Below are 23,323 nucleotides of genomic sequence, written 5' to 3'. Positions count from 1 at the left end.
ACTTCAATTTTTAGCATAAAAATTAGTATAAAATCAGTAATTTGCTTAAGTATTTATACTATAAAAATTATCTTCATTTACCTTGAGCAGGAGTCAAATTATTAGGGAGATATTAATAGTAATTAAGCAAATTAACCTTGAAAACGCTATATGTAGTTGCGAATGGCATTTACCTTGACTGGATGTAGTGCTCGTGCGTAGGTTATGATTAAATATAAATACTTACTCAGTAGTATTTATTACCAAGAACTAACAACAATAGTAAACCCTTCCCAATAATAAAGATGAGATAAATTTTGATTCTTAATATTTGCGAACGCCGAGGGTAATTTCACCACACCACGAGTGTTGCTTCCCCTCAACTCCCGATATGTAATAACCACCTTCCCTTGCAACATTGCTAACTGTCCCTGTATTAACGCCTCTGACTTAATCTTAACACTATTCAAATGAGTATAAAACTCTGTCATTAACCCCAATGTACCTTGATCACTCACGGACCAAACACTCGTTTCTGTTCGTAGCCAAGCACTATGATCTCCTACCAACAATGGCATTTGGTTGATATAAACTGCAATCAATTTATATTGTTATTGATGACAATTTTCGAGAGCCTTGATGGTAGCTGTGCCATTGTCTGGGATATGCTGGGGACAAAGATAATTATGCAGTTCCAGTTGGGACTAGGGCTTAACATTACTGCATCAGTCAGTTCAAAAACAGCATCCTTGGCATTTTCCAATAAATGATCAACTTGATTACGAAATGATTTTAACGTGAAATCAAGCATTTGAGCAAAATAATTTTAATTTAATGCCTGATTTTATCTTTAGAGTTGTTCCTAAATAGATGGTAAAAAGACATCAAACTCAGACATAGCAATTATTTATAGCATTTTGAATAAACAATACCTACCATCCTGAAGAGACAGAGGTTTTGAAGAATTTTTAAATTATAAAGCCACAGCTCTTTTGATTATTGTTGACAAAGAAGTTGAATAGTCTGAGTATCAGTATCACTGATGAGTATGATAGTGGGTTAAAAAATTATTATGCCCCTCAATGCATGTCAACTAATGTCAAATCTTGTTTCTCACATCTGTTGATGGTTTCAATTTTTTTTAATTCTTTTCTTAATAGCACCTTCAAGTATTTAGTCTAAATTCCAGTTCTTACAGCAGTGCGACAAGCAGACAATACCAACAAATCAACCGATGGCTTATTCCAAAACAACTCCCGCACTTAGTCTAACTTTATTTCTTCAGTATCCCATAGCTGAATATAAAAATTACTGGTTTTTCCTCTACGGTACAAAAATCAAGAAATTCTTTTAAATTTGTCATTTCAACACAAAAAAGCAGTAGGAATTTTACCTATAAGGACATAAGAGTTATCTGCAAATCGAAATTAACTTCACTATTTTAACTTCGGGCAACCCTTTATACACAATTTTCTAGTTTATTAGTGGGACTTACAGAATATAGATCGAAAATAAATATTAAACACTATATATAGTTTCCTGGCGTAAGTCCTACTATAATAACTATTCAACCGGACAGTAGTGATATTAAGTCTGGTAGCATTAGTATAATTAGGTTTTGTAGGGGCGTTTTCCTGTAGAATGCTACCTAAACATCTTGGGAAGAATTCAGAGTTATTCGCTCCTACTAAGCCGTCTAACTTGGTTCTGGAATTGTAATATCTATAGAAGTAATTTCAATCCCATCTCCCAAAGTACTCAGAGGCGGTTGAATTGCTTCTTTATTACCCACAACTAAAGTTACCATTTTCTCAGGTTGCAAATATTTTTGAGCAACTCTTTGCACATCTGCAACTGTAATTTTTTCCAATTCCTGGCGATAACGAAAAATAAAATCTTGAGGATAATCATAATATTCATATCGCATCAAACGGGATAAAGTTTGAGCTGGGTCTTGAAAGTTGAAAATAAATGAATTGAGTGCCGAATCTTTAGCCCGCTTAAGTTCCTCTTGTGTAATAGGTTGAGTGCGGATAAGTTCAATTTCTTCATTAATAGACTGGATAAATGCGACAGTTGCATCCGAACGAGTTTGACCACCAGCGACGAATACTCCTGGATAATCATAATTAGCACTCCAATAAGCAGAAACAGAATAAGCTAAACCTTGGCGGGATCTAATATTATTGAGCAAGCGCCCCCCTAAACCATTCAGGATGCTATTCATTACACTCAAAGCTGTATAATCAGGATTATCTAATTTTCCGCCTAAATGACCCATTTGTATATAACTTTGATTTAGCTGAGGTTGTTCTACAAAAAATATATTACCAACTTCAGCCTGAGTAACTTTTGGTAGAGGAAACTTCAATGCTTGACGACTTGGTTGCCAGTCCCCTAGTTTTTCTGTGACCAGCGATCGCATCTGTTTAGTATTAAAATCTCCCACTATTCCCAAAATCATATTCTCAGGATGAAAATATTTGGTATAGAAATCAATTAAATCTTCCTGGGAAATATTATTGAGAGTTTCATATTCAACAGTTCTAGCATAAGGACTTTCTCTTCCATAAATCAATTTTTGGAACTCGCGACTAGCAATAGATCCAGGATCATCATTGCGACGAGCAATGTTACCTTGCCATTGTTGTTTGGCAAGGTCTAGTTTTTCCTCAGTAAATACAGGTTCGCGAATTACCTCAGTAAATAATTCAAAAACTTTTGCCAAGTCTTCAGTAAGACAACTAAACCTAGCACTACCAGCAGTACCCCCGATACCTGTTTCTACCGCTGCCGCTTTTTGTTCAAGTAGTTGGTTTATGTATTCAGAAGAGTGTTGAGTTGTACCTCCTGTACGCATAACAGTTCCAGTTAAGTTTGCTAAACCTACTTGATTTTCTGGTTCAAATCTTGAACCTGTACGAAATAAAGCACGTCCACCAATTAGAGGAAGCTCATGGTCCTCCATTAAATATACAACTATGCCATTTTCAAGTTTAAAGCGAGTGTATTCAGGCAGCTCTAATTTTGGTAATGGTGGAAATTCTAGTTCAGTGTAATGTTTTGGTGGTGTTATAGCTATAGCTGGCATCCTTCCTAAAATATATAATAGGATTACTATTACTAAAAATGCTATTAAGAAAAGCTTTGATCTAGTAATTTTCTTTTGGTGAGAGAGCATAATTTGTTTTTGTTAGATTTAGACGTAAAAGTTCATTATTGTCAGCTGCGTATTTACAGCTAAAATTTAAACTGTAACAGGTATGAGTGGAAACCTTTGTCACGCCAAACTTTATATCCAGTGTAACAGGTATGAGTGGAAATCTTTGTCACGCCAAACTTTATATCCAGTATACTTATCGACGGAGCGTTAAGGCGCCACATAATTTTTAACTGTTAAACCGTAGTTTGTGGTAGGCAGCTAAAAACCCTTGCTAGACAGAAAAAGCTAAAATGGTGCTATCAGCCTATATTTGGTAGGATAGAACGTAGCAATTCCCCTCATAATAAGCAAACCATAATAAGGGGCGTCTTAGATTTTACTTAGTTCAAAAAATACCTTTTTAGGTGTGTCAGTCCACTACTAGAGTTCTACCATTAGATCAACTCTGCTTAGGAGTAGAATGTGATCAGAAAGCCAGTTTGTGGGATAACAAATATCAGTAAATACTTTCCCCCGAATCAAATCTACTTTATTTAACCGATACTACCAAACTTAATTTTGCTTAGAAAGTAGTCTAGCAATAGTTCGGTTTTCTGGTACAAAAGTTTTTTGAGCTATACGTTGAATATCTTCCCTAGTTACAGCATTAATAATATCCAACTCTTTAAATAAATTTTGCCACGAACCTGTTTTAACTTCGTAGTCCAACAGAGCAGAAGCCATACCCATGTTAGAATCTAGAGAACGTAACATACCTGCCCGCGCTTGAGTCTTTACCCGCTGTAACTCTTGTTCAGAAACTAGCTCTGTTTTCAACCTTTCAATTTCTGCTTGCAAAGCTGCTCCTACTTCATCTATATTACTATTAGGAGCAGTCATAGCATAGAATAGTATCAAATGTGGGTATTTACTTCCCGGATAACCACTAAACCCTCTAGCTACAAGTGCAACTTGTTGTTTCTCAACTAATGACTGATAGAGGCGAGAAGTACGACCATCACTCAAAATACTAGTAATCATATCATAAATTACACTATCAGGATGATTCATTGCTGGTCGATGATAACCCTCTATATACCAAGGTTGGGATGGCAACTCCATCGTTACTTCCCGCGTCTCAGCTTGAGTAGGCTCAACAACATTAAGTCTTGGGGGTTTTTGTTTGACTTTGTAGCGACCGAAGTATATTTTTGCTAACTTTTTAACTTCCTTAGGGTTAACATCTCCCACTATTGCTACATTTAAGTTACTAGGAACATAGTGAAGATCGAAAAAATTCCGAACATTCTCTCTGGTTAAATTTTGTATTTCTTTTGAATAACCAATGATCGGGCGACCATAAGGATGTACCAGAAAAGCTTTACGGAGGAACTCTTCTAATATTTGGGCAACGGGTGAATTTTCGGTGCGCGATCGCCTCTCTTCCAGAATTACTTGTTTTTCTTTATAAAATTCCCTAAATACTGGTTCTAGAAATCTTTCTGACTCTAAAGACATCCATAATTCTAGTTTATTAGCAGGTAAGCTATAAAAGTATTGAGTGTAGTCTGCGGAAGTGGCAGCATTTAGTCCTACTCCTCCTGCTTGTTGGACAATTTTCGAGAATTCATTTTGATTAACATATTCAGATGCCAAGTTTTGAGCTTTCTCAAAGTCTGCTTTTAGTTTAGCAACCTCTTCAGTTTTGCCATCTATTTTACTTTGCTGAATTTGTGCAAATATCCTATCTAAATTATCTAAAATAGGTTTTTCTGCTTCATAGTCTTTTGTGCCAATTTTTTTTGTACCTTTAAAAGCTAAATGTTCGAGGTAGTGAGCTACACCTGTTTTGCCGTCTGGCTCGTTGGCTCCACCCACATCCGCATAGATGACAAAGGAAATAACAGGAGCACTATGTCGTTCCAGAACGATGAATTTCATGCCATTATTGAGGCGAAATTCTGTGACTTTTTTAATTACTCGGTCTAAGTAGGGTTTGATTGAGATTTCTCCTGAAGATTGATATTCTCTAGCTATGGCCATCATTGGTACAAGGCCAAAACAGAAGAGACATAAAACAGTTACGCAAAGGCCAAATTTTAATGATTTGCGAATCGAGCTATTTGGGAATGGGGTATTAAAGTTAGCCTTGTCCAGTAAAGAACTGATTAATTTTTTAAACCAGCAAGGAAATAATATAACTTGAGATAATAAGTTTTTCAACATATCCAATTATTACTTAGGTTTTTTCTGTTGGTTTTGGGTATACTTTTCTAGTTTAAAGCTAAACATCAGTAATTAAATCAAATCAATTCAATTTATCTAAAGTTAATTATATTCTGGAGTATTAGGAAATTGATGTTGGTCTGAGTTCTATAAGTAAATGTTTCTAGCTGTAACCTTTTGAAAACTAAAGATTGTCGAAAAAATTTCGTTTGTACTTGATTGTATACTTAATGGTGATAGAATTACATTAATGTTTTTTTCAAGCATCAAAAATCTATTTAAATAAGTCAAATAAAATATTTATGAATATGAATTTTAAATCATCCAATCCAGCTTCTTCTTTAGCTTTACCCCCTGGGGATTTAGGATTACCTTTTATTGGACAAAACAAAAAAATCTTCAAAAACCCTCAAAATTTTATAGAAGAAGTTTATCAAAAATATGGTCCTGTTTATAAAACCAACTTTCTCGGTAAAAATTTTATTTACTTTCAAGGATATGAAGCTATTAAATTTATTTTAACTAATGAAAATAAATACTTCACATACTCTCAAATTTTGAGAAATTATCAAAGAATATTCGGTGAAAATGACATTACTGTTTTAGCAGGTAAAGAACATAGAGAGAGACAAAAAATATTAGCTAAAACCATCAAAAGTAAAAACTTAAATAATTATATTGATATTATTCATGATTTGAGTCAGAGCTATTTTTTAAAATGGATTAAATCTGATTATGTAGACTTATATTCTGAAATAAATAATTATACTTTAGATATGATTTTGAAATTATTGCTAGGTATAGATTATGCTTCAAAAAGTGAGATTAGTAATTATTTAAAAGATATGAGTTCAGGATTAAATACTATACCTGTAGTATTTCCTTGGACTAAATTCGGTAGTGCTTTAGAAAGCAAGAATAAGTTATTTAATCAATTTGAACAAATCATTGTCAGAAGAAAGAAAGAAAATAATTTTGGTTCAGATATATTAGGCATATTACTGACAGTTCAAGAACAAATGAATTATGAACTAACTCCAAGAGAAATAGTAGGGCAAATGGTTAATCTTTTATCATTAGGAAAAAAGGAATTAAGTTCAGCATTAAGTTCTTTTTTCATCTTAACATCTGAACATTTAGATGTTTTAAAATTACTTCAAATAGAACAAGAAAAAATGGATGTTTCAGAACCATTATCTTTAGATAAATACAAGAAAATGGTTTATCTAGAACAAGTAATTAAAGAAGTATTACGGCTAGTACCTCCTGTTAGTGGTGGACTTAGAAAAATTATTGAAGATTGTTCTTTTCAAGGATTCCGAATTCCTAAAGGGTGGCATGCATATTATTACATTAGTTCAGTTCTTAAAGATCCAGAAATATATAAGCAACCAGAAATATTTAATCCAGAAAGGTTTAACCCTACTAATGCTGAAGATAAAAAGAAACCTCTTTGTTATATCCCATTTGGAGGTGGCGCCAGGGAGTGTATAGGTAAAGAATTTGCTTATTTGGTCATCAAAATCTTTATATCTGCCCTACTAGATAATTGTAGTTGGAAATTTAAAGAGAATCAAGATTTGACAATTAATACATTTCCTGTTGCTCGTCCAGCTCATAAAATAGAAGTTTGCTTTACACCAAAATAATTAGGATTAGAAAAGTTTTGGAACAGGTTAAATTTAGCCATAAGAGTAAAGTTATTCAGCACTATGAGTGAATTATTTTGACTGCTATAAAGACAATTTATGGCATTACATAAATATAGGATGGCTTTAATAGATTTGTGGGATAGGTATCTTAACCGTCACTTATATTTTCAGCTAGTGTATGAATGCAAATCTTACTTGTATTCATACAAAATTCTGACATAATATCAGCAATCAAAACGGTTAATATTAAATAAGTTGTTAAATAAGTTTAGTTCAGTTTAATGCTAGTGTTTAGTTGCAAAACTTAGTAATATTATTTTTTTATTACCTTCTTTTAGTTCAAAGGTTTTTATCGGCTCAATAAGTATATTAATTTATGCAATTAGACACTAGATATGAGTTTAGATACACAAAATAACTACAACAATTATATTTGAAATTTTAAGATTAAGTACAGGTAATAAGGGCAGTCTGTCTAGAAATATTTCAGCTTCCAATAGTAATAGTTAAGAATTAATTAATAATTATAGATTTTTTTTGCAATCTACCCATACCTGTTTTATTCTCTAAGCTTAGTCAGGAAAAGATAAAGATTAGAGTATTTTTTGCTCATTTATAGGTGCTTTTTTGTTAAATGAAATAGCTCTGCAATTCACCAAAGATAGGCATAAATATAGTATCTTTTCCTTTTTTTTTAATATTGGTAATTCAACTTTTATAACAGGACTTACCATAACTACTATATATAGTAAGAGGTCTTACATAAGGTTAATAATTTCAGATGGGTGGGTAAGTCCTAGAGAATAAATGAGTTTAATCTTTATATATAAATTTTAGCTGTCGGTAAAGCTTAGTAACAAAAATTAAATATATTTGATCTTAGTTTATTAAACTTTATTTAATTTAAACTAAAATTTAAAATAATTGAAAATTTTTTTAATGGTAGCTAAAAGTAAGTTAACCTCTTAAAGTATAGCTTGTAGAGTATAAAAAAAATATATAAAATCTAACAAAAAAAGCTATTTTGTCAATTATCAATGCTGAATCATTAAGCATTCGCCAGGAGGATAATTATGTCAGAAAAAGTCGCTTCAAATGTCAGGAATATTGCCATAGTAGGCCCTTATTTAAGTGGAAAAACAACATTACTAGAAAGCCTATTATCAATTACAAAAGCAATATCCCGTAAAGGCAGTGTTAAAGATGGTAACACCATTGGAGATGGTAGTCCAGAAGCTCGCGATCGCTCCATGACAGTAGAAATAAATGCCGCTAGTACTAAGTACGACGGCATTAACTTTACCTTTCTAGACTGCCCTGGTTCCATAGAATTTGCTCAAGAAACCAATAACGCTCTTATTGGAGCAGGGGCAGCAATAGTCGTGTGTGAACCAGACCCAGCTCGTGTTCTAACCCTTGCTCCACTATTAAAATTTCTTGATGACTGGGAAATTCCTCATATAGTCTTCATCAACAAAATGGATCGGGTCTGTAGGGATGAAACTCATTGTAAATCTAACTTTGGTGAAGTATTAGAAGCACTCAAAACTGTATCCAACCGCCCCATTGTTCCCCATCAATACCCCATTGCTAAAAATAACCAACTTATTGGATTTATTGACCTAGTAACTGAACAAGCTTATCATTATCATCCAGGGGCGCCATCAGACCCTGTAACAATTCCTGAGTCTTTGAAAGTAGAAGAACAAGCTGCTAGAGAACAAATGCTGGAAGAGTTAGCTAATTTTGATGATAATTTATTGGAAGAGTTGGTCGAAAATATCGAACCACCTACTGAAGAAATAGTTGCTGACATCAAAATGGAGTTAAGTGCAGATTTAATTGTACCTGTATTTGTAGGGGTGGCAGAAAAAGATTCTGGTGTGCGTTCCCTCCTAGATGCTCTGGTGCGAGAAACTCCTGTACCAAAAGAAACGGCAAAACGTCGAGGTTTAAAATCAAATTCTGAAACACCTATTGCTCAAGTTTTGAAAACTTACTACACTCCTCAAGGTGGTAAACTCTCATTAGTTCGGGTATGGCAAGGGGAAATTATTGATGGCATGATTTTAAATGGAGTGCGCATCGGTGGAATATATCGGTTGATGGGTCAGCAAACAGAAAGTCTAGAGTTAGCTAAAACTGGAGAAATAGTTGCCCTCAGTCGGATGGAAGGTATACATACAGGTGATACTTTAACTATAGATGCAGATGGGAAAACTAAGTTGCCAAGAGTAATACTATTGCCTCCTGTTTTTGCTATGGCGATCGCTCCGGAAAACCGTAAAGATGAAGTAAAAATGAGCAGCGCTTTAACAAAGTTGCTAGAAGAAGACCCGGCATTAATATGGGAACAACATGGGGATACTCACGAAGTCATCTTTTGGGGTCAAGGAGAAATTCATCTACAGGTAAGTTTAGAGCGTTTGCACCGAAAGTATAATGTTTCGATGAAAACTTACTTACCCCGAGTTCCCTATAAAGAAACTATTCGGAAAAAGACTACTTCTCATGGTCGTTATAAACATCAAAGTGGGGGTCATGGGCAGTTTGGGGATGTGTATTTAGATATTCAACCGTTGCCACGGGGGTCAGGTTTTAATTTTAGTGAAACTGTTGTCGGTGGAGTGGTGCCGAAGCAATATATTTCTGGTGTGGAAACAGGGGTGCGGGAATATCTTCAACAGGGTCCTCTCGGTTTTCCCGTGGTTGATGTGGCGGTGACGTTGACTAATGGGTCGCATCATTCTGTTGATAGTTCGGAGCAAGCATTTAAGCAGGCAGCGCGAGTGGCAATGCAGCAGGGAATGAGTGACTGCCAACCAGTATTGTTGGAACCTATTGCTTTGGTGGATATTTTTGCACCTAATGAGTTTACTTCAAAAGTTTTGCAGTTAATTAGTATCCGTCGTGGTCAGATATTGGGTTATGAAAGTATGACTGACTGGGAAAGGTGGGATAAGACTTCTGCTTATTTGGCTTTGTCAGAAATGCAAGATTTAATTGTGGAGTTGCGATCGCAAACAATGGGAGTGGGTTCTTTTAATTGGCAATTTGATCATTTACAAGAAGTGCCAAATAAGTTAGCTGAAAAGGTCTTGATCAAGAATGGTAATGGTAATGGTCGTGGTCATGGCTAAACTACTTTAATATTTAAATGAAAAGTAGATATAGTTTAATTATTAACAGGACTTATTCACAAGTACCTAGGAACCTGGTTTTTTTATGGATGTCTATTGTTTGTTACAAACAATAGTTTATCCTAGAAACCAGGTTTTTTGGCGTAAGTTCAAATATATTAAAGTTATATCAATTCTCAAAAACTTGGCGCTAATTTAGTTTTTTTTATTTCTAAATACTATTTATTGACGCAATTTTATTGTTAACTAATGTCTATGATTTTTCCAGTTATTGTTACTACCATCCAAAGGTAGCATCAAGGTTAGAGAAATGGTATTGTTTGATTTTAATTACGGGATACCAGAGCTTATGAAAATATTTTATAACCTGTAAGATATATTTTTGAGAAATTATCATTGTCTCTTAGGTTTCAAGAATATTGTTTGGCAGATCATGATTTTTTATTCGTTCTTGACCAAGGGAAAGAAAAATGGTTTTTAGCAATATTAATAAGCTCAGTTTGGATTTAAGATTCTTTTGAAAAACAGTTTATAAATAATATAATAAATAATAATTCATAATTCATAATTTATAACTCATAATTCATAACTGAAATGGCTGATATTAAAATTTTACACTTAATTAATCGTCTTAGTTTAGGACCGACTCCTGGACAACTTGAAAAGATTAAAAATATTGGTGTAGAAAATTATATTCAATCTCAACTAGAACCTAATTCTATACCCTACCAAAAACTACTAATTCAAAAGCTAAAATATCTAGATACATTACCCCTAACTCCTAGTGAAATAATCAAAGAATTACAACAACTTCAACAACAGGGAAAAGAATTAAAATTAGATAGAATAGCATTAAATAGAATCAAACAACGTTTTGAGCAAAAGGTTTTTTTACAGGGGAGTAAAGGACGTTTTTTAAGGAATCTAGAAAGTCCGCGTCATTTAGAGGAGGTGATGGTAGATTTTTGGTATAATCACTTTAATGTTTTTGGTCGTCAAGGACTAAATCGTTTATATTTTAGCTGTTATGAACAGCAGGCAATTAGACCCTATGCTTTGGGAAAGTTTAGATTATTATTAGGCGCTACTGCTCATCATCCAGCTATGTTAATTTATTTAGATAATTGGCAAAGCCGTAGAGGTAGAATAAATGAAAATTATGCTAGAGAATTATTAGAATTACATACTTTAGGTGTGGATGGAGGCTATAGTCAAGATGATGTTATGGCTTTAGCAAAAATTTTGACTGGTTGGGGTCTACCTCCTAATAACAAAAGAGCAGAAGATAAAGATGGATTTTATTTTGATCAAAAACGTCACGAACCAGGAGATAAATTTTTTCTCGGACAAACAATTAAAGAGAATGGGATAGCTGAAGGTGAAACAGCTTTAGATATTTTGGCTAGTCATCCTTCAACGGCTAGATATATTAGTTATAAATTAGCTCAAACTTTTGTTTTAGACCAACCATCTGAGTCTTTAGTAAAAGTTTTATCTCAGAGTTTTTTGGAGAGTGATGGGGATATTTCTCGGGTACTTAATACTCTGTTCAATAGTTCAGAGTTTTGGCAACCAGAGGTATATAATTCTAAGTTTAAAAATCCTTATCGGTTTGTAGTTTCTGCGATGAGAGCTATTGGTAATGAGGTTGATAATTTTCGACCTATTAATGGGATTTTAGACCAGTTAGGAATGCCTATTTATGGTTGTATTACTCCTGATGGTTATAAAAATACAAAAGATGCTTGGTTAGATTCGGATACCATGATTCGACGGAGTAGTTTAGCTGTGCCTTTATCTGGTGGTTTATTGGGTCGGGGTAAACCTATTAGTGCAGAAAAGTTAATGGGGACTTTGGGTAATAATTTTTCTGCTCAGACTCGTGGGGTAATTGATCAAAGTCCTGGTGATTTAAGGGCGGCTTTAATTTTTGGTAGTCCTGAGTTTATGAGGTATTAAAAGAATCGGAATTTAATGTTTTCAAAACCATTTTATGAGAAAAGTTTGACATCTTTTCCCGGTGCCAAATCTAACAAATATTCAAACTCTTCCATCGAAATATCATCAGGTAATAAGGTTAGGACTAATTTATCAAGATGGTTTCTAACTGAACTTGCAAAAAAAAATGCTGTAATTGTAGCTCCTGATTATTATATGTTAATGGTGTATATGTTAATAGTGTAGTACAATAATTTTTGTCGATAAAAATATGGGCGGAATTTCTCCTGAACTCTATTCTAAACTGAGTGCATCTCTGTCAAGGTGTGAGCAATTTAACAGCAATGAAGAACTACAGAGTTTTTTCAACGGTCACCGTCAGCTCTCCCTTTGGGCTAATAGTTTACCACAAGGTATCAATACGGACCAACGAGTAACACACGTGATTGGCTTTTTAGTGGGTAAATATCATACCAATAAGAATGGACTCGTTATTTTGGTAAGGTTGCTTTGTGAGACGTTTGACCGAGAAGATAGTCGGCATAGCACTTTATCTAAATTAGAAAAAGAGCTTAATAAACAGCTGAATAGTGTTGATAACAAAACTAGCTTTAATTGGTTACACTTAACCGACTTTCATCAAGTCATAAAAGAACAGAATGGGGGATCATCTCGCGTAAAAAAAAGATTTTTTGAAGATTTAAACAGGCTCCACGAGAAAAGTGAGCCGTGGGACTTAGTGCTATTTACTGGTGATTTGACTCAGGAGGGTAGTGCTGAAGAATTTGAAAAGCTCGATCAGCTTTTGGAACAACTATGGGCAAAATTCCAAGAATGGGGTTCGTCTCCTAAGCTACTAGCAATACCTGGAAATCACGATTTAGTTAGACCTAATCAAAAAGAACCAGCGGTAAGACTTCTAAAACGGTGGTCTGAGGAACCAGAGGTACAACAAGAATTTTGGGAGGATGCAAAATCAGACTATCGTCTAGTCATGGCTGAAGCTTTTGCAAATTATATGGCTTGGTGGAAAAGACAACCCTGGAAGCCAGAACACCTAAAAGCTGGTATTCTACCAGGAGATTTTTCAGCCACTATCGAAAAGAATAGTGCAAAACTCGGAATTTTGGGTTTGAATACAAGCTTTCTTCAGCTTATTGGTGAAAATAATGAGGGCAAACTGGCTATTCATACCCACCAATTTCACCAAGCTTGTGACGACAATAACACCCAAAATTGGGCTAGAAAACATCGTGCCTGTTTGTTACTGACCGATCATCCTGTCGATGCTCAAATGCACTTGAATACAAAAATTACTGCCGGTTACCCCTTTGTCCTTTATCTACGTGACCATACTGATACTAAAGCTAAACAAATTTGGCATTACTATACAGTTAATAAAATTGAACTTGAACTCATTAAAGGCAAGGATCAGTTGAAATCTTGGTTTCTTGAAGCATCCCGAGAAGGGGGAAAAATCCAAGAATGGGAAATTCCTATTTTCAATGATCGTCTTAATTCAATACCATCCAGACCCCCTGTGGGAAAAGAAGAGCTGATTGGAGATGAACCTGGGCTAACCCAAAATCTTACCAGGGGGATAACTCTGTTTTTGTCCCAAAATCCTACCGGTTGGATAATTTCGTTTTTGTTGATTCTGATTGATATTTTTTCAATTTATCGCTGGTTAATTTATCTTCCTAGACATGAGCCTCTTGGTGATAACATTAGTATAGGTGAGGAAATTCTGGTAGAATCATCTAGACCTCTAGAAAAAGAAAATGGTGTAAAAGAAGTTCAATACTGCCAGAAATCCTGGAATCATTTTCAAGCTATTTGGAAAAATAATACTAAAATACAGAATTGTTTTGCTGGAGTGGCAAATACTCTTAAGGAAAGCTGGAAGAATGAAAGGCGGGACCCAGAAACTTTAATTTATATCAATAATGCTTTTTTAGAACATATAAAAGCTGATCCTTATACTATTGCAGTTGTAGTTCCAGTTATAGATCAAAATGAGCAGGTGAATGGAGAACTTGCTGAAGAAATTTTGCGGGGAGTAGCTCAAGCACAAACAGAAGTTAACTTAAGTTTATTCAAGAAAAAGCAATTCTCTTTTTTGCCTTTTCCAAATGTAGATCTAAAAGCCAAAAGGTTTAATGATAATGATAATGATAAAGGCTTAAAAGTTATTATTGCTAATGATGCTAACTCAGAGGATGGCGCAGAGAACGTTGCGAAGAAAATAGTCGGCCGCCCAGAAATTTTAGGTGTTGTTGGTCATTGGGCTAGTGAGATGACTATGGCGACTAAAGATATATATGATGATGCAAAACTAGTAATGGTTTCCCCAGGCACAACCACTTCTAAACTCACCGCCGAAGAAAGGGTAGACGTTTTTTTCCGGACTACCACAACGACTATTGAGCAAGCAGAGAACATGGTTAACTCTTTGCTGAATAAAAATCAAACAAGAGTTGTAATTTTTTATAATCCTAAGAGTTATTATTCCGCTGATTTAAAAAAACAATTTGAAGAAAAATTTGAAGGAAAAGGAGAAATAATTAATTTATCACTTAATATGGATTATTTTGCTGAGGATAATTTTAAGGTTAAAGATGCCATCAATGAGGCCCGCAGACAAGCAGGAGATCAGGAATTCGCAATTGTTTTAATATCAGATGGTCAAGTAAGTGATGCTTTCGATAATAGTCTCAAAATTATTGAAGAAAATGGTGGTCAAAATTGGATAGTAGCTAATTGGTCAGTTTATAGCCCGAGAACCTTGAAAATTGCTCAAGATCAATCCCAAGAAACACGATATCAACTCCTAGAAAAACTGATTTTGATTGTTCCTGGGCATCCTCTCAACAATTCTGATTTTTTTGATACCGCTGTCAAACTTTGGGAAGGTTATGTTAGCGCCCGTACAGCTTTTAGCTATGACGCAATGCAGGTAATTCTTAAAGGTATTCAGGAACAAGGTACTCGCCCTACTAGCAAAGGAATTCAGAAGACATTGGCAGATGAAAATTTCATCGTTCAGGGGGCTACAGGAGAAATTATATTTAAATCAGGGACTGGCGATCGTCAAAAAGTACCGTTGAACTCAATTCGGGTTTATCGTTGTCCGAGTCAGCCGTCCGGTTTCATGTTTATTCCTGACAAATTTTCAACACCTGAAGAAGCAAAGGTGAAATGCTCGAATTCTGAGTAGTTGATAACTTGAAGTAATTTCAAATATTTTGAATAAAAAAGTGATAGTATCACAGGTTTGGTTAAGCGGTAGTGCAACTCAAGAACATTTTCTAACAAGACTTAGGCTATGACAGTAAATGTAGTGTCATTATCAAAAAAAAATGACTAAAATATACAGGACCTACACAAACTCTTAGATAATGCGCTATCTGTAGGTGGCAAATACCATAGGGGGTAAATGCTAGATATGGCAGTTCTGGGTAAGTCATGAATATAATATCTTGTGACAAGAACTGTTGAATATTAAGAAAAGATTGCAGAAAATTATCATATAGCAGTTTTCCTGCATGGTAGACCTGCTGTAAGTTTTTGGTATGTGACTGGGCAAGAAATTCAAAGGTTGGGACAAAATTATCAAGATGGTTTTTAACTGGGTTTGCCAAAAAAATGCTATAGGTGTAGATTTCTATTATTATATATTAATAGTGTAATACAATCTTTATAAAAAATTGTATGAGTGGGCTACCAGGAGAACTTTATAAAGAATGCAGGGATGTTCTTTTAGAATGCGACATTTTTACCAATTTTCAATACTTGCGTAGTTTTTGCGGGGCAATTAAGGAATTAAATGTGGTATCAAATAAACTGAAAGAAGCTAATACACCAGGGTTATTAGTGATGTTAAATCTGGATATTTTAATAAAAACAAGACATCAAGAATATGGGTGTATATTTATAATTTTTTTGGAAAATTTGAGAGATGAATACTATGAAGAAGACGAGATGTGGCATAGAATTAATAATTTATGGAACAAGGTTAAAAAAGAATTAGAAAATCCATCTTTACCCTTAAATTCATCAACATCTTTAGGCAATAATAATAACAGCCAGTTGTTTCAATCAATAATTGATATTGATTTTTCAGAACAAGAAGATACTGTTAGAAAAGCTATAAAATGCCAAAAATCACACAAACGAACGGGAGCTTTTCTGATTGATGGGTATGATGAAAATTGTGGTCAGAAAGCTCTGCTTACTAGGCTATTACGTAAATTGCCAGAATTAAGTAATGGACGTAAAATCCAAAGGGATTTAACTCGGATGAGCGATATTAGGGAATTATGGGGAAAAATTTCTTCTGAATTTTTTGGTTCAAATACTACAGACGAACAGGTTATTAATGCAATTTTACAATGTTTAGAAACTCAAAATTTAATTTTTATTTTTTCAGGACTCCACCGTACTTTTACAGGTTTTTTACCAGATTTAATTAAAAAATTTTGGTGGCCAATAGTCGAAAAAGCTACTCACCAAAAAACTTATTTATTAATGTTTTTGGTTGATGATAAAGGAATAGTTTGTAAATCAGGAGTTTCCCTAACTTGGAAGTTTGAAAATTCAAAATATCCTAAGGACCCTTTATGCTTACCTGAAACTGGTAAATTTTCATACTATCATTTAGAAACATGGAAAAATAGTGTTGTACGAAAAAATATGGTACCTGAGAGTATATCTGTTGATGAATTACTCCAAAAATCTCAAGGAGGTGTTCCTGAGCTGGTTTATAGACAAATTTGTGATTACTGTGGCCGTAGTTGGGAAGGAGGGTTGGCCAAATGGTTGATTCAGTGATTCCTCGCCTCTATACGGGGGAAAGACAACCTTCGGAACAGGAGTGCGAACTGCATGGACTTGAACCTTATATACCTTCACCAGAGTTGGTTGAGGCAGTTAATCTGACTATTTTTTTACAAAAACGTCCTTTATTGTTGAAGGGGGAACCTGGTAGTGGTAAAACTCGCTTGGCGAGGGCTGTGGCTTATGAGCTAGGTTTACCCTACGAACCTTGGTATATTCAGTCTACAAGCAAGGCTAAAGATGGTTGTTACACTTACGATGCGATCGCTCGCCTCCACGATGCCCAACTAGCCCGTCTTGATGGACAGAAACTCTCTAGGGTTGATAATCTTTGGAATTATATTAAACTAGGGCCACTGGGTCGTGCTTTTGAAAATTCCCAGCGTACTGTAATTCTAATTGATGAAATTGATAAGGCTGATATTGACTTCCCTAATGATTTGCTTCAGGTGCTAGATGAAAAGCGCTTTACCATACCAGAGATAAAAAGTCAAGAAAAAGAAGTAGAGAAAGAATACGAAATTAAGGCTAAAGAACCACCAATTATATTTATTACCAGTAATGAAGAAAAAGATTTACCAGATGCTTTCTTACGTCGTTGTCTTTTTTATTATATCGAATTTCCTAATGAAGCTGAATTGGTTAACATTGTTAAGGCTCATTTTCCAGAGGCAGCACCGGAGGTTATGAGAAAAGCAGTATGGCGCTTTGGTGAACTGAGAAAACAGATGGAGAGAGATAGTGGCAAAACTGGTAAAAAGGTAAGTACCAGTGAGTTAATTGATTGGTTTACCATTCTACGACAATATCCTGAAGAGGAGGTATTAGGGAAGCTAAACGGTGAACTGCCTTTTGCTCAAGTTCTACTTAAGTATTGGCATGATTATAGAGAATATTTATACTCCTCCCAGGAGGAAAGAAAATGAATGTCGTTGAAGAAGTACCTTTGTTGAAGGTCTTACTGTCTCTTTTTTACAGTTTGCGCCAATATGGCTTGCCTTTGGGAGTTGAAGACTATATGTTAGTGCTGAGGGCATTGCAAGGTGGGTTTGGTATAGGCGATCGCGACTCTTTAGAACGACTATGTTGTACTTTGTGGACAAAATCTGAACAGGAGGCCCGCCTGTTACATCAACTTCTAGGTCGGGCAATAACCAATGCTCCTTCTTCTGCTGAATTACCACAACCTGTCGAAGATACACCGAATCCCTCCCCAACTAGCGCTTCAACTAGACCTGTATCAAAGGAGTCTGAGGAAGTTATGGACTCTTCGACTTTACCATCTACAGCGACGCCTGTTCGCAACATATCTGAGCAACTTGAGGAAAAAGCTCCATTAAAAGAGCCAGAAATACCTGTGTCAAAACCGAGTCCATTGACTGATATTCCCCTAGAAATAGATGAACCAGAACTGGTCATTCAAGCTATCCGACATTATAATAGGTCTAATGAAATGATTTCTGAATACCAAGATCTAGCTGCTCAATACCTGCCAGTGACCCCTCGGCAGATTAAGCAGAGTTGGCGTTTTTTAAGTCGTTCAGTCCCCCAAGGTATATCGGACAAGTTGAATGTACCAGCTACGGTAGCCAAGATTTGTCAGCAATGCATCTTAATTGAAGCGGTGCTGATGCCAAATTATGTAAATCGAGTTAAACTTGTGTTACTGGTTGATCAAGGTGGCTCAATGATTCCTTTTCATCATTTATCCCGTCAATTAATAGATAAAGCTCGACGGGGTGGAAATATTGAGCAGGCGAGTGTTTATTATTTTTATAATTATCCTGAAATATATTTTTATAGTGACCCAACTCGCCTCAAAGCTCAACTAATTACAGATATTTTAGGAGCTATCGATGAAAGAGCAGGAGTACTTATGGTCAGTGATGCTGGAGCTGCCAGGAGTAATTATAACCCAGAGCGAATTGAGTGCACCCAGAGGTTTATTGAACAACTTCGGCAGTCAGTCCGTTATTATGCTTGGCTAAATCCTATGCCTAATGATAGTTGGCAAGGCACGACTGCTGGGGAAATTGCTCGGTTTGTGCCAATGTTTGAGATGAGTCCTCAAGGATTTAATGCTGCTATCAATGCTTTGCGTGGTCGCTATGTGTATGGGAAAGATTTTTATGAGTTGAGCCGGCAAAAATCATTATGAATTCAACTAAAGCAATAGATTCGGAAATAGCTGTTGAGAGGGTGGTAGGATTTGCCCAACAATTCGACGGTACACATCTTGATTTAGCTTGTCATGCAGCGTTTCCACAGACACTTACTCCTGATTTGCTCTACCAAATTTGGCTTCGCTTTGTCCCCCAAGCTCCTTGGACGGCAGTTGCTCGCATACTTTTATCTCGCTTGTGCCGTGAGGTAGGCTATGAGCTTTATGAAATGGATGTAAATGTCCGAAATTTGTTGTTGCAAGAGTTGAAGGAAGATAAGCGTTTTGATAAGCCTCGGTTAAAAGAACTAGCAGATTTCTACAGTAACTATGTGAAACAGCAACTTGATGGTGATGATTTGAGGAGGAGAGACTTAGGAACGGCTGAGTATTGGATGTCCCTTGCTTGTAGTCAGCCTAATCAGCTTAATCATAAACTGGCACTGGCTATTGAAGAGAGATTGAAGCAGAAAAACTGGAAGGAGTTGTTTAGATTTGGGTTATTTATAGAAAGTTTTCCAACTGCTTTAGCGGAATTTGAACCACCACTGATTACCTACGCCCGTGGAATGGTGTCTTTTACGAGTGGAGATTTGGAGGGTGCAACAAAACAATTCTCTCAGCTTTCTAGGTGGGAACGTCAAGTTAAAATTGCTGGAGTTAGTTTGTCAATTCCTGATGAAATTCCTCTAATTTCTGTTGAGTTGTCTTTCCTCGAAGAGTTACTAAATATTGTTTCTGATAATGATGATAATCCTCAATGGAAAATTTATCCATTTTTGGAAGCAAATCTAGAGAGGTTAAATGAAGATTTAATTGGGTTATTACAAGAATGGTCAACTAATATACTGTTAAATACGGAACCAGTTGAATTACATAGAATTGGTTCATCTCTTACTAGATTTAGCAATTTATTAGGCAATTTTACATTGGGAAATATAGCGATAAACTTAGAAATTGCTATTACTGGATATCAGATTGCTTGTCAAATTTTTCGACGAGAAGAGTTTCCTAAAGAGTGGGGAATTATTCAAAATCATCTCGGCATTGCCTACAGTAACAGAATAAGAGGAGACAAAGCCCAGAATATTGAATCGGCTATTGCTGCATGCCAACAAGCTTTGATGGTGCTTACCCAAACTGACTTCCCCTTTGAATGGGCAGCAACTCAAAATAGCCTCGGCAATGGGTACAGTGAGAGAATAAGGGGAGACAAAGCCGAAAATATTGAAGTTGCCATTGCTGCATACGAACAAGCTTTGCTGGTGTACACCCAAACTGACTTCCCCATGGACTGGGCAATGACTCAAAATAATCTCGGCAATGCCCACAGAGACAGAATAAGGGGAGACAAAGCCCAAAATATTGAAGCTGCCATTGCTGCATACCAACAAGCTTTGCTGGTGTACACCCAAACTGACTTCCCCATGGACTGGGCAATGACTCAAAATAATCTCGGCGCTGCCTACAGTGACAGAATAAGGGGAGACAAAGCCGAAAATATTGAAGCTGCCATTGCTGCATACCAACAAGCTTTGCTGGTGTACACCCAAACTGACTTCCCCATGGACTGGGCAAATACTCAAAATAATCTCGGCATTGCCTACAGAAACAGAATAAGGGGAGACAAAGCCGAAAATATTGAAGCCGCCATTGCTGCATACCAACAAGCTTTGCTGGTGTACACCCAAACTGACTTCCCCATCAACTGGGCAATGACTCAAAATAATCTCGGCAATGCCTACAGTAACAGAATAAGGGGAGACAAAGCCGAAAATATTGAAGCTGCCATTGCTGCATACCAACAAGCTTTGCTGGTGCGCACCCAAACTGACTTCCCCATCAACTGGGCAATGACTCAAAATAATCTCGGCAATGCCTACAGAGACAGAATAAGGGGAGACAAAGCCGAAAATATTGAAGCCGCCATTGCTGCATACAAACGAGCTTTGCAGGTAAGCACCCAAACTGACTTCCCCATCGACTGGGCCGGAACTCAAAATAATCTCGGCAATGCCTATAGTGACAGAATAAGGGGAGACAAAGCCGAAAATATTGAAGCTGCCATTGCTGCATTCCAACAAGCTTTGCTGGTGTACACCCAAACTGACTTCCCCATGGACTGGGCAACAACTCAAAATAATCTCGGCAATGCCTACAGTGACAGAATAAGGGGAGACAAAGCCGAAAATATTGAAGCTGCCATTGCTGCATACCAACAAGCTTTGCTGGTGCGCACCCAAACAGACTTCCCCATGGACTGGGCAGGAACTCAATATAATCTCGGCATTGCCTACAGTGACAGAATAAGGGGAGACAAAGCCGAAAATATTGAAGCTGCCATTGCTGCATACCAACAAGCTTTGCTGGTGCGCACCCAAACAGACTTCCCCATGGACTGGGCAACAACTCAAAATAATCTCGGCAATGCCTACAGTGACAGAATAAGGGGAGACAAAGCCGAAAATATTGAAGCTGCCATTGCTGCATACCAACAAGCTTTGCTGGTGTACACCCAAACTGACTTCCCCATGGAATGGGCAACAATTCAAAATAATCTCGGCAATGCCTACAGTAACAGAATAAGGGGAGACAAAGCCGAAAATATTGAAGCTGCCATTGCTGCATACCAACAAGCTTTGCTGGTGCGCACCCAAACAGACTTCCCCATGGACTGGGCAACAACTCAAAATAATCTCGGCGCTGCCTACATTTACAGAATAAGGGGAGACAAAGCCGAAAATATTGAAGCTGCCATTGCTGCATACGAACAAGCTTTGCTGGTGTACACCCAAACTGACTTCCCCATGGAATGGGCAACAATTCAAAATAATCTCGGCAATGCCTACAGAAACAGAATAAGGGGAGACAAAGCGGAAAATATTGAAGCCGCCATTGCTGCATACGAACAAGCTTTGCTGGTGTACACCCAAACTGACTTCCCCATGGAATGGGCAACAATTCAAAATAATCTCGGCAATGCCTACAGAAAAATTAATCAAGACCTAGCACAAGCAGCTAAAGATATTAAAAATCTACTCAATCAACTTTCAGAAGATTATCCTAACGATAGTTATAGAGTTTTAAGTGCTAAAGCTATGGATGAAGTTGATAAAAATCCTCAGTTAAAATATCGAATTATCCGAGGATTAAAAGCAGGAGGTTTAGCAGCTTTAGAAAAAATGATTGATCATCCTGTTGCTCAGTTCCTTATTGAAGGTGTAAAAGAAGTATTAAATCCTTGAATCAATTGTTGAGATAATAGTTTTGTAGGGTTGATCAATCTTTGCTCACTCTACTTAATTTAATAAATAGTAATTTTGAAGATCTTATTTGACTCTTGTTCAAGATTGTAGACTAGGTTGAGGCAACGAAACCCAACATAGATTAATTCGGCTCGTAGTTGGACTTTAGTTCCTCTAAGGATATTGCCGATCGCTACTTTCAGACAACAAAGCTACTAATATATGCAGGACTACCCCAATTTTTTCTAAGTTTTTTCATAAATACTCTAGATTCTTAAAACATAATATAAGCGCCATTAATTTTGCTGAATCACGAATTGAGCGAGGCTCTTAAAAATACTCACAACAGTATATAAATCTTCCCCACTATCTATGGAAAATAAACGAGATAATCCATATTGGATAGTATCTCTTTTAAGTAGTTTAACAAATCTAAACTCACTACCATTTGTCACAAATCCAAAAGCAGATTGTTCGATTTCTGGAGAGTCTAACATATAAGCCAATATTTGAGGAATACCTACTTGTAATGAATATTCAACCCGTTTCGCCTCAATTACTAATACCCAAAATTGAGGGGTATAAACCAATATATCAATTTTACCTGTAACGATCGCTCCCCCATCTTCGGAAGTAATTTTTATCTGTTTTTCAGCGGAGAGAAAAAAGGGTTCCCGATAAAAACCTGCTGCCCTCAATAAAGGTGATAATACCACCATTTTTACCAGAGGTTCTAACATGGGACGTTTAGAAAGACGCAAATAATCCGCTTTAAGCTGCACTAATTCTTGTTTTTCCAATTCCGTCAATTCTGGTAAATTTTCTTGCCATTCCGGGAAAAAAGTGGGTTCGTATGCCCGTTTTAAACCAAAATTTTCTTCTAAAGAATATAGGTCAATTTGACTAGCTGGTATTGTTTTAACCATAATATTTTTTTGATTATTTTTGAACTTGATCAGGACTTACCTACGGGCAAGGCATTTCTGTCATTGGGAGGAACAGGG

At 36.2% G+C, this 23,323-nt stretch carries 12 protein-coding genes; 8 read left to right on the top strand and 4 right to left on the bottom strand.

Annotated features, from left to right (window positions below; genetic code table 11):
* Nucleotides 1–239: 239 nt before the first annotated feature.
* The 3 genes from TERY_RS13320 to TERY_RS13305 form a co-directional block, all read right to left on the bottom strand.
* The gene (locus tag TERY_RS13320) at nucleotides 240–581 is read right to left on the bottom strand and encodes a CHAT domain-containing protein (protein ID WP_044136808.1); all 342 of its coding nucleotides are present in this window, start codon (nucleotides 579–581) and stop codon (nucleotides 240–242) included.
* Between the two features lie 1,094 nt (nucleotides 582–1,675).
* Nucleotides 1,676–3,160, bottom strand: a complete 1,485-nt coding sequence (locus TERY_RS13310) for an insulinase family protein (protein WP_011612318.1) — start codon at nucleotides 3,158–3,160, stop codon at nucleotides 1,676–1,678.
* A gap of 534 nt (nucleotides 3,161–3,694) precedes the next feature.
* A complete protein-coding gene (locus tag TERY_RS13305) occupies nucleotides 3,695–5,167 on the bottom strand; it encodes a M16 family metallopeptidase (RefSeq protein WP_155994422.1) in 1,473 nt (490 codons plus the stop codon).
* Between the two features lie 482 nt (nucleotides 5,168–5,649).
* Here TERY_RS13305 and TERY_RS13300 point away from each other — a divergent pair, with 482 nt between their 5' ends.
* The 8 genes from TERY_RS13300 to TERY_RS25345 all read left to right on the top strand — a co-directional run bounded on the left by TERY_RS13300 (nucleotide 5,650) and on the right by TERY_RS25345 (nucleotide 22,319).
* Nucleotides 5,650–6,996, top strand: a complete 1,347-nt coding sequence (locus TERY_RS13300) for a cytochrome P450 (RefSeq protein ID WP_011612316.1) — start codon at nucleotides 5,650–5,652, stop codon at nucleotides 6,994–6,996.
* A gap of 1,076 nt (nucleotides 6,997–8,072) precedes the next feature.
* Nucleotides 8,073–10,139, top strand: coding sequence for an elongation factor G (locus TERY_RS13295; RefSeq protein WP_011612315.1), 2,067 nt, complete (start codon nucleotides 8,073–8,075; stop codon nucleotides 10,137–10,139).
* Nucleotides 10,140–10,733: 594 nt separating this feature from the next.
* Complete coding sequence (locus TERY_RS13290) at nucleotides 10,734–12,098, top strand: DUF1800 family protein (RefSeq protein WP_011612314.1); 1,365 nt, start codon at nucleotides 10,734–10,736, stop codon at nucleotides 12,096–12,098.
* A 250-nt stretch (nucleotides 12,099–12,348) separates the two neighbouring features.
* Nucleotides 12,349–15,294, top strand: a complete 2,946-nt coding sequence (locus tag TERY_RS25350) for an ABC transporter substrate-binding protein (protein ID WP_011612313.1) — start codon at nucleotides 12,349–12,351, stop codon at nucleotides 15,292–15,294.
* Between the two features lie 494 nt (nucleotides 15,295–15,788).
* Nucleotides 15,789–16,907 carry a hypothetical protein gene (locus TERY_RS13275; protein ID WP_011612312.1) on the top strand — a complete coding sequence of 373 codons (1,119 nt, stop codon included), beginning with the start codon at nucleotides 15,789–15,791 and terminating at the stop codon, nucleotides 16,905–16,907.
* Nucleotides 16,892–17,839 (top strand): AAA family ATPase, encoded by a 948-nt coding sequence (locus TERY_RS13270; RefSeq protein WP_044136805.1) that lies wholly within the window; start codon nucleotides 16,892–16,894, stop codon nucleotides 17,837–17,839. Before TERY_RS13275 ends, TERY_RS13270 begins: the two co-directional genes overlap by 16 nt.
* Nucleotides 17,836–19,071: a hypothetical protein gene (locus TERY_RS13265; protein ID WP_011612310.1), complete on the top strand. Its 1,236-nt coding sequence runs from the start codon at nucleotides 17,836–17,838 to the stop codon at nucleotides 19,069–19,071. The genes TERY_RS13270 and TERY_RS13265 overlap by 4 nt, the downstream gene beginning before the upstream one ends.
* Nucleotides 19,068–22,319: a tetratricopeptide repeat protein gene (locus TERY_RS25345; protein ID WP_011612309.1), complete on the top strand. Its 3,252-nt coding sequence runs from the start codon at nucleotides 19,068–19,070 to the stop codon at nucleotides 22,317–22,319. The genes TERY_RS13265 and TERY_RS25345 overlap by 4 nt, the downstream gene beginning before the upstream one ends.
* A 296-nt stretch (nucleotides 22,320–22,615) precedes the next feature.
* Here the strand turns inward: TERY_RS25345 and TERY_RS13255 are convergent, their stop codons facing one another.
* Nucleotides 22,616–23,245 carry a type I restriction endonuclease gene (locus tag TERY_RS13255; protein WP_011612308.1) on the bottom strand — a complete coding sequence of 210 codons (630 nt, stop codon included), beginning with the start codon at nucleotides 23,243–23,245 and terminating at the stop codon, nucleotides 22,616–22,618.
* Nucleotides 23,246–23,323 lie beyond the last annotated feature (78 nt).

The sequence above is a fragment of the Trichodesmium erythraeum IMS101 genome (assembly GCF_000014265.1).
Taxonomy (GTDB): Bacteria; Cyanobacteriota; Cyanobacteriia; order Cyanobacteriales; family Microcoleaceae; genus Trichodesmium; species Trichodesmium erythraeum.
Note: the sequence above shows the minus strand (reverse complement) of the source record. Positions and strands in the feature narration are given on the sequence as shown.